Genomic DNA, 9899 nt, shown 5'->3' on the forward strand with positions numbered 1-9899 from the left:
AGACCCTTAATGACAAACTTTTGAGACTTCTCCCTCAACGGCCTGATTTACAATTTATTGGGTAGGTGGAATACTGATGGGGATATATCAGTTGTAAAGACATCCACAACCTATTGCACTAATTTTCCACTTCTGCTAAAAGGTCTGCTTCTGATATAGACGCATCAAATTTTAAAACCGTAGAATCGAAACCCACCGAATCACACATTTTAGCTTTACTCGCAACATATGTTTCACTAGCTGCATCTGAACCAACAATAATAGCTGCTAAATGCGGTGCTTTTTTCCCGTCTGCTTTAAGCCTATCTACTTCGATTACAATCTCTTGCCTAATATCGCTAGCTATCTTTTTTCCGTCTATTAACTCCATCCAATTAATTATTTCATCATGTTACCCATACCGGGGATCTTAGCCATCATATTGGCCATCTGTTTCTTGTCCCCCATCATTTTCATCATCTTACGCATATCCTCAAACTGCTTAATCATTTTATTTACTTCTTGGATATCGTTACCGCTACCTACTGCGATTCTTTTTCTTCTACTACCATTTAAAAGCTGAGGGTTTAATCGCTCCTCCTTAGTCATAGAACCAATAATAGCCTCAATTCCTTTAAATGGTTCATCACCAATTTCTACATTTTGCATCATTTTCCCCATGCCTGGAATCATACCAGCCAAATCCTTGATATTACCCATCTTTTTGATCTGATTAATCTGAGAAACAAAATCATTGTAATTAAACTGGTTCTTTGCAATTTTCTTAGAAAGCTTTCTCGCTTCTTCTTCATCAAAATTTTCTTGTGCCCGTTCAACTAACGATACAACATCCCCCATTCCAAGGATACGATCTGCCATTCTACTCGGATGAAACACATCCAAAGCTTCCATTTTTTCTCCTGTACCAATAAATTTAATTGGCTTATTAACTACAGATTTGATGGAAAGAGCAGCTCCACCTCTAGCATCACCATCTAATTTCGTCAATACAACTCCATCAAAATTTAATCGGTCGTTAAATTCTTTTGCTGTATTAACTGCATCTTGACCTGTCATTGAATCAACAACAAATAGAGTCTCCGATGGATTAATAGCATTTTTGACATCAGCTATTTCAGTCATCATCTGCTCGTCAATAGCCAATCTACCTGCAGTATCAATAATTACAACATTATGCCCACTCGACTTTCCGTGTGCAACAGCATTGCGAGCAATTGAAACAGCGTCTTTACTTTCCCTTTCAGAATAAACGTCTACACCGATTTGCGAAGCAAGAGCTTCCAATTGATCTATTGCAGCCGGACGATATATGTCACATGCCACTAATAGTGGATTCTTACCTTTTTTAGCTTTAAGAAGATTAGCGAGCTTTCCTGAAAAAGTTGTTTTTCCAGAGCCTTGAAGTCCTGAAACAAGTATTACTGAGAAATTTTTATCGAGATTTATTTCGGAAGTATCACCTCCCATTAAATCCTGAAGATGATCGTGGGTAATCTTAATCATTAACTGCCCTGGAGATACGGCAGTTAAAACATCCTGACCTAATGCTTTTTCTTTAACGCTTGCAGTAAAGTCTTTGGCTATCTTGTAGTTAACATCGGCATCTAATAACGCCTTCCTAACTTCTTTAAGCGTTTCCGCTACATTGATTTCGGTAATTTGCCCCTGACCTTTAAGTACCTTGAAGGCGCGCTCTAATTTACCCGATAAATTCTCAAACATACAATGAAATAATTTGTCCGTTAAAGATAGGACATTATTCCCATAGAACTACATTTTCCGAGGCACTTCAACGCCTAAAAGAAGCATCCCTGAGTTAATTGTTTGCGATACAGAATAAGAAAGAGATACTCTGAATTTCAACAATAAATCGTCTTTCTCTTTTAATATAGAAACCTCCTGATAAAACTGATTGTAATCTCTAGCCAAGCTGTATATATAATTAGCAATTATAGCTGGACTATAATTACTTGCTCCTTCTTGAATAACTTCAGGATAATCGACTAATCGTTTTATTAATTCTTTTTCCTTAACATGCAATTGAGATGGTTCTATTTGAATATACATAACATCATCTTGAGAGATTTTTGACTTTTCTAAAATGGAACAGATTCTAGCATGGGTATATTGAATAAAAGGTCCGGTGTTGCCGTTAAAATCTATTGATTCTTTTGGGTCGAACATCATTTTTTTCTGCGGATCAACTTTCAAAATAAAATACTTCAACGCAGACATACCAATCATTTCGTACAACTCAGCTGCTTCTTCGTTCGAAAATGAATCTACTTTCCCTAACTCTTCAGTAGTTGCTCTAGCAGTATTTACCATTTCCTCCATTAAATCATCCGCATCCACAACAGTACCTTCTCTAGATTTCATTTTACCACTTGGGAGATCTACCATTCCATACGAAAGATGAGCCATTCCTTCCGACCATCTATACCCTAGCTTACCAAGAACATTAAACAACACCCTGAAATGATAATCCTGCTCATTACCAACTACATAAAGCATGTTATTTAAAGTATAATCTCCAAATCTTTGCACAGCAGTTCCTAAGTCCTGAGTCATGTAAACAGATGTCCCGTCAGATCTCAAAAGAAGCTTATCATCCATCTTATCTTGCTCCAAACTACACCAAACAGAACCATCTTCCTTCTTGTAAAGAACATTGTCTTTTAAACCTTTTTCAACTATCTCCTTACCTAATAAATACGTTTCGGATTCATAATATACTTTATCAAAACCAATTCCCATTCGAGCATATGTTTGCTTAAAGCCATCATACACCCATCCATTCATCTTTTCCCACAACAGAATCGTTTCCTCTTCACCATCCTCCCATTTACGAAGCATTTCTTTTGCTGATTCCATTAATTCAGATTCCTTCTCCGCTACCTCTTTATCCTTACCAGAAGCAACAGCATCAGCTACTTCCTTTTTATATTCCTGATCAAACCTTACATAATAATCACCAACAAGCTTATCTCCCTTCTTCTTCTCCAATTCAGGTGTAGCACCCTCTCCCCACCTTTGCCAAGCAATCATCGATTTGCAAATATGTATTCCTCTATCGTTAACCAGATTAACCTTTATTACATTTCGGCCACTTGCCTTAAGTATCTCAGCCACTGAATGACCCAATAAGTTATTTCTTACATGACCTAGGTGTAATGGCTTATTTGTATTTGGAGATGAGAATTCTATCATAACCGACTCTGCCTCTTTTGTAGCTTTCACAAAACCATAATCCACAGAGCTGTCAATCTCATTATAAGCTTCAAGCCAATATTCATTACCTACAACTAAATTCAAAAAGCCCTTCTCTACATTATAAGAGCTAATTTCTTTCATATTACCTACTAAGGCATCACCAAGTTGTTCTCCTATTTCTACAGGAGATTTTTTCAATTGCTTTACAAAAGAAAAAACCACAATAGTAAGATCGCCTTCAAAAACAGGATTCGTTTTTTGAGCCACAACTCTTTCCCTACTTACTTCTAAATCGTATAGCTCATTCAACTGTTTCACTACACATTCTTCAATTCGCTCTTTAATAGATATCATAATTGCTCTATTTTTCTTACTGCTTTTTCTAAAATTCTAAAGGCGGTTTCAGCCATAGCATTTCCTTTATCGTCAATAACCGGGTTTATCTCTGTAATCTCCAAACAACAAACTCGTGGATCTTCCAAAGCCTTCAAAATCATTTGCTCTGCTTCTAGCTCGGTTACCCCTTCATCAACCGGAGTACCTGTTCCTCTCGATATAGATGGATCCATAGAATCCACATCAAAAGATATATAAATCAAATCCTGCTTTTCCAAATATGCAAGTCCCTCTGTTATGACATCAACAGCTCCTTGCTTCCTAATATCATTAACACTAAATGCCTTAACTGCGTTATTCTCTATCAATAAATCCTCTTCCCATTCGGTCTCTCGAACTGCATATTGCACAATGTCGCTATAGCCAATTTTAGCATAATCACCTCCAACAGCCTTTAGTTCATCCCAACCACTAATTGTTTCTTGATCAATTTCTCTAAACGCATTTTCTTTATTATCTTCCTGCAACATACACGCTACCGGCATCCCATGTGTATTACCACTATGACTGGTATAGGGTGAATGAAGATCCGCATGCGCATCAATCCAAATAATTCCAATGCTTTTATTCGGATTAGCCTTCTTCAATGCTGCGACTGTACCACCACAGGAGCTATGATCTCCTGAAATTATTACAGGAAATTTATCTGAAGTCCCAATCTTGTCACACAACTCACTATACGTTTTAACAAGAGCTGGCAATCTCTTCGCAAAAGGGTTAACTATAGAAGAATCAAAACTTGAATTAAAATTTTTAATTTCTTCCACATCTGACTCCTCAAACAATATACTTCCTGTATCGACTGAAGCTAACTGCAATGCTTCGAATGCATTACAAGTACCTCGTACTCCTGCACCGAGTTCAGACATATTTATCCAAATTTTTACTTCAGGCATCTTTATCGATAAGCTATTATCTCCTTAATTTATCATACTCGCTATTGCGTGAGCAAAAATAGCCATAGTTCAATCATAATTGATCAAACGCGAGTTAATAATATTTGGGTTTTAGCTCATAAATAACTGGGATAAAAACAAGCTTTATATTACTTTAGGATCTTAGTTAAAGAATTAATCCAATAATGGCATTCAGCAACATTTCCTACACTTGTCTTGACCGAATTGGATACATCGAAATTCAAAGGAAAGAAAAGAGAAATGCACTAAGCCCACTGCTAATAGGCGAATTACTTCTATGCTTCAATAAAGCTTCGAACGATGATACATGTAAGGTTGTCGTTCTTAAAGCTGATGGTCCAGTTTTTTCTGCAGGGGCAGATTTAGAATACCTAAATAAGATACTCAATGATAGCGAAGGTGAGAACCTTGAAGATTCCATGCGACTCAAAGAACTTTTCGAAACAGTTTACCACTTAAACAAAGTAGTTATTGCTCAAGTAGAAGGCGATGCTATTGCAGGAGGCTGCGGATTAGCAACCATATGTGATTTTGTATTTTCAATCCCTACAGCAAGGTTTGGATATACAGAAGTAAAAATCGGCTTTGTACCCGCATTGGTAAGTGTATTCTTAATTAGAAAAGTAGGAGAAGCTAAAGCGAAAGAACTCCTTTTAACCGGTGAATTAATTGATGCAGCGAAGGCACAGTCTATTGGGCTTATTAATTACATCGAATCGAAAAATGAGATTAAGAATAAAGTGGTTACATTTGCGTCAAACCTTTGTAAAAATGCATCTTTTGAATCTTTAAAGCGTACAAAGAAAACTATCAATATTATTCAAGAGAAAGAGCTTGATGAAGCACTAGTTTGGTCGGCTAAAATGAACGCAAGTTCAAGACAAACAAAAGATTGCAAAAAGGGTATTAAAGCATTCTTAAATAGAGGAGAGATTACATGGTAACAACAGTAAAGAAGAATACTTTATATCTCATTTCTTTAATCGCCATAACATTTGTGCTTTCTGGATGCGACGCTTTGCATCTTGGCGGTTTCTCTGAGGGTGCAATTGAATTCAATATTACCTATCCGAGTGTTGGAGAAAATGATGTAATGGTTGAATTGTACCCAAACAAGATGACGATGCAAATCAAGGACGACAGTTATGTTTCTGATATGTCCGCTGGATTTGGCATGTTCAAAACAAAATACATATCAAATTACAATAACAAAAGTCTTACTCTTTTAGTTTCTCTTTTAGGAAACAAACATGCAGTAACATGGGATTCTTTGAATGTCGGAAAAGATTGGCCCAACTTAGAAATCACTCCTACTGGAAATACCAAAACTATCGCTGGTTACTCCTGTGATGAAGCTATCATAATAAACAAGGATCTTGACGGAGCTGAATACAAGATTTATTATACAGATGAAATTTCTGTAAAGGGAAGTAACTGGGATAAGGAATTCAAAGGTATTCCAGGATTTTTGATGGAATATCAAATGACTAGATATGGATTGGAAATGAAATTTACCTGTTCCAAAGTTGAAAAGAAGGAAGTACCTAAATCGTTGTTTGAAAAACCTACTGAGGGATATGAATTTATCTCAGAAGAAAAAATGGCTGCGATATTTGAAAATTTTCAATGACATTACCCTCAATTATTAAATGGCTCTAACCAGCAGGGATTACAAGAAGGATAACAAAAACAAAAAGAAGAAATCAAGCTCTTCCGTTATCCAGTCCTCCAAAATATTTATAAAAAGCTTTAAAGATTTAATTTCAAACGAGAAGACACACCAGACTGCCGGGTTGTTCTTGGTCTTTGGATCAGTCTTTATGCTTATTGCATTCTGTTCTTTTATTTTCACATGGCGTATCGATCACGACAAAGTAACAGGGTCTTGGATGGATTTTTTATTGAATCCCGAAATCGAAGCACATAACTGGCTAGGAAAAATAGGGACTATTGTTTCGCATCAGTTTATTCATCATTGGTTTGGAATTGCATCGTTCCTATTTATTCTAATCACATTCTTGGTTGGGTTTAAAATCTTAGTCAAAATAAGCCTAATCCCCATTAAAAGAACAATTGCTTACTCCATGTTCTTCTTAGTTTGGGTATCTGCTGTAATGGGATATTTCTTCGAAGGAGATCTTTTATACTTAGGCGGATCCATTGGATTCCAAATAAACATATGGCTGGGAAGTACTTTAGGTAAAGTCGGTACTGGGTTATTTTATCTTCTTTCGCTATTCATATTTACTATTGCTGCATTCAATTCTGTTTCGTTTCTCACGCATCTATTTACCATAGATAAAGAGCAAGAACCTACCGTAAATGAAAATGATTCTTCATGGACAACAGTTCCTGATGATGGCTCCTTACCTGTTTCCCCTCCTATTAATGAATCTATTCCCGAACCTGAATTAGAAACAAAGCAAGAAGCATCTACAATTGACATCGATACACCCGTAAATGAGGTATCTACAGAATTGGAAGATACCGATGAATCAGAACCAGAAATTAAAGACGACGAGCCTGCTATTGACTTAGATCCAATTTCAGAGCCAATTGCGGAGAATGTAATTCTTGAAGGTGATGATGTAGATATGGCTGTTGAGGAAGCAACAGATGATACAGTTGAATTAACTAAATCCGAACTTAATGAGAAGAAAGAAGAGTTTGGTCAGTATGACCCTACTTTAGATCTCGGCTCGTATGAACTTCCTCCGGTAGATCTTTTAAAAGAATATAAGGCAAATAAAGACGGTGTTAAGCAACAAGAACTTGATGACAATAAAAACAGAATTGTAAATACACTTCGTAATTACAACATCGAAATTGCAAAAATAAAGGCCACTATCGGACCAACAGTTACTCTTTATGAAATTGTACCTGCAGCCGGCGTGAGGATATCAAAAATTAAAAATCTTGAAGATGATATAGCAATGACTCTTTCGGCCATCGGAATTAGAATTATTGCACCAATTCCTGGCAAAGGAACTATTGGGATTGAAGTTCCAAACTTGAAGCCTGATATGGTTTCTATGCGGTCTATTATCGCTTCTGAGAAATTCCAAAATTGCGAAATGGAACTACCAATTGGTTTAGGTAAAACTATTTCGAATGAAACATTTGTGACGGACTTAACCACCATGCCTCACCTTCTTATGGCCGGCGCCACAGGACAAGGCAAATCGGTTGGCCTTAATGCAATATTAGTTTCCCTTCTCTATAAAAAGCACCCAAGTCAATTAAAGTTTGTACTTGTAGATCCTAAGAAAGTAGAACTTACTTTATTCAATAAAATAGAAAGACATTTCTTAGCCAAACTGCCTGATTCTGGTGAGGCGATAATTACAGATACTAAAAAAGTTGTACATACGCTTAATTCACTTTGTATCGAAATGGATCAACGGTATGAATTATTGAAAAATGCCAGTTGTAGAAATATTAAGGAATATAACGTCAAGTTTATTGACAGAAAGCTAAACCCTGAAAATGGACACCGATACCTTCCATACATCGTTCTTGTTGTTGATGAGTTCGCCGATTTAATAATGACAGCAGGTAAAGAAGTTGAAACTCCAATTGCAAGGTTAGCACAACTTGCCAGAGCCATTGGAATTCATTTAATAATTGCTACGCAGCGTCCTTCCGTGAATATTATTACAGGTACAATTAAGGCTAACTTCCCTGCAAGAATCGCATTCCGAGTTACATCTAAAATAGATTCGAGAACAATTCTAGATGAAGGCGGTGCAGATCAACTTATTGGAAAGGGAGATATGTTACTTGTAACCGGGAATAACGCTGTTCGATTACAGTGTGCATTTGTAGACACCCCTGAAGTGGAGGAGATTACAGACTTTATTGGTGGACAAAGAGGATATCCTGATGCCTTCTTATTACCAGAATATGTTGACGAAAGCTCAAGTCAAGGAGGAAGTGGCCTGGCAGCTGAAGACAGAGACATTATGTTCGAAGATGCAGCGCACGTTGTTGTAATGAACCAACAGGGATCCACTTCTTTACTACAACGTAAATTAAAGCTTGGATACAATAGAGCTGGCAGAATAATGGATCAACTTGAAGAAGCTGGAATTGTTGGCCCATTTGAAGGCAGCAAAGCAAGACAAGTTCTTTATCCAGACGAAGTAAGTTTGGAACGCTTTTTGAAAGGCGGTGATGAAACAAATACAGAAGAAGTATCATGAATAAAGCATTAACGTTAATTACAGGGTTATTAATTCTGTGCACTAGTCTACTTAACGCACAAACCTCAATGCAAGACCCACAAGCCAAGAAAATCCTAGATGGCTTAAGCGCCAAATTGAAAACGTACAAGACTATTACAGCCGAGTTTACAAATACGATGGAAGACAAAGCTGATCCCAGCATGAGCGATTCTTTTTCTGGTAAACTATTGGTAAAAGGCCAGTTTTATAATATGACAGTAATGGGCCAAAATATCATTAGTGATAGTAAAACTATTTGGACAGTTATTGAAGATGAGGAAGTTCAAATAGACGATGCACCCACTGAAGAGGAAGAAGCAGAAAATTTATTTAGTCCAACTAAAATATTCAAGTTTTATGAAAAAGGGTTTAAATACAAATACGATCAAGAAATAAATATAAAAGGTGTTATCTGTGATCAGATTAATCTATTCCCAGAAGAAAGCGAGGATAAGAGTTTTCACACCATTAAATTAATAGTAAAACGAGCTGAAAAGCAGATCCTTTCTGTTATTATTAACGGCAAAGATGGGATGACCTACACTTATAGTATTTCTAAGTTCGAAACAAATACACCTCTTACAGACGATATTTTCAAGTTTGACACTAAGAAACATCCTAATATTGAAGTGAACGATCTTCGTTTATAATTCTTCAATAGCTACTTCGCTTAGAGACCTTATTCTGCTGGAATAAATAGGACTGAATATATTCCATTCTTCCATTCAACGCTTTTACGTCGTCAATCGGTTTATATCCTTCATTATACTTCGAATTAATCCTGCCTTTTAGAATACCTTGATTAGTCCGATATTCTACCACTATCTTTTACTCTTTGCACGGACAATAGCAAATTGTATTCTTTTGTTCCATCTTCACTCCTATCAGACCAAGATTTTTAACTAAAAGAGAAAACTCCAATAAAGATATAAGTACAGATTATAGTATTACTCTACCCTAGTTAAACGGTAGTTAACATATCGAAGAATACTCACAGAATTATTCTCATAACCACTATCGAAACCGGTTTTGTAAAAATCAAAAGAACTTAGAATCCCTTTGTGTTTTTCCGTTTCTAATTGAGATACGAAACCAGAACCATGGTTTAACAGCATACTCATATAATAGAATCCAATATCAAATCCCAATG

9 protein-coding genes are annotated in these 9899 nt (G+C 36.4%); 4 read left to right on the top strand and 5 right to left on the bottom strand.

The window, feature by feature from the left end:
* Positions 1 to 118: 118 nt before the first annotated feature.
* Genes HRT72_11975 through HRT72_11990 form a run of 4 tightly spaced genes read right to left on the bottom strand, consistent with a single transcriptional unit; the run spans position 119 to position 4505 of the window.
* Positions 119 to 379, bottom strand: a complete 261-nt coding sequence (locus HRT72_11975; GenBank protein ID NQY68422.1) for a hypothetical protein — start codon at positions 377 to 379, stop codon at positions 119 to 121.
* Positions 379 to 1722, bottom strand: a complete 1344-nt coding sequence (gene ffh / locus HRT72_11980; GenBank protein NQY68423.1) for a signal recognition particle protein — start codon at positions 1720 to 1722, stop codon at positions 379 to 381. Before ffh ends, HRT72_11975 begins: the two co-directional genes overlap by 1 nt.
* A gap of 48 nt (positions 1723 to 1770) precedes the next feature.
* Entirely contained in the window at positions 1771 to 3564 is a 1794-nt protein-coding gene (locus HRT72_11985) for an arginine--tRNA ligase (GenBank protein ID NQY68424.1), read from the bottom strand.
* Entirely contained in the window at positions 3564 to 4505 is a 942-nt protein-coding gene (locus HRT72_11990; GenBank protein NQY68425.1) for an arginase, read from the bottom strand. The genes HRT72_11985 and HRT72_11990 overlap by 1 nt, the downstream gene beginning before the upstream one ends.
* Positions 4506 to 4690: 185 nt before the next feature.
* Here HRT72_11990 and HRT72_11995 point away from each other — a divergent pair, with 185 nt between their 5' ends.
* From HRT72_11995 to HRT72_12010, 4 genes are read left to right on the top strand one after another with little or no spacing between them, the layout of a single operon-like run.
* A complete protein-coding gene (locus HRT72_11995) occupies positions 4691 to 5470 on the top strand; it encodes an enoyl-CoA hydratase/isomerase family protein (GenBank protein NQY68426.1) in 780 nt (259 codons plus the stop codon).
* A complete protein-coding gene (locus tag HRT72_12000; GenBank protein ID NQY68427.1) occupies positions 5464 to 6156 on the top strand; it encodes a hypothetical protein in 693 nt (230 codons plus the stop codon). The genes HRT72_11995 and HRT72_12000 overlap by 7 nt, the downstream gene beginning before the upstream one ends.
* A gap of 19 nt (positions 6157 to 6175) precedes the next feature.
* Positions 6176 to 8728, top strand: a complete 2553-nt coding sequence (locus HRT72_12005; GenBank protein NQY68428.1) for a DNA translocase FtsK — start codon at positions 6176 to 6178, stop codon at positions 8726 to 8728.
* Positions 8725 to 9399, top strand: a complete 675-nt coding sequence (locus HRT72_12010) for an outer membrane lipoprotein carrier protein LolA (GenBank protein NQY68429.1) — start codon at positions 8725 to 8727, stop codon at positions 9397 to 9399. Before HRT72_12005 ends, HRT72_12010 begins: the two co-directional genes overlap by 4 nt.
* Before the next feature lie 297 nt (positions 9400 to 9696).
* Here HRT72_12010 and HRT72_12015 read toward each other — a convergent pair.
* On the bottom strand, positions 9697 to 9899 hold a 203-nt coding region (locus HRT72_12015), incomplete at its 5' end, for an amino acid ABC transporter substrate-binding protein (protein ID NQY68430.1).

The organism is Flavobacteriales bacterium (genome assembly GCA_013214975.1).
In the GTDB taxonomy this organism is placed as follows: Bacteria; Bacteroidota; Bacteroidia; order DT-38; family DT-38; genus DT-38.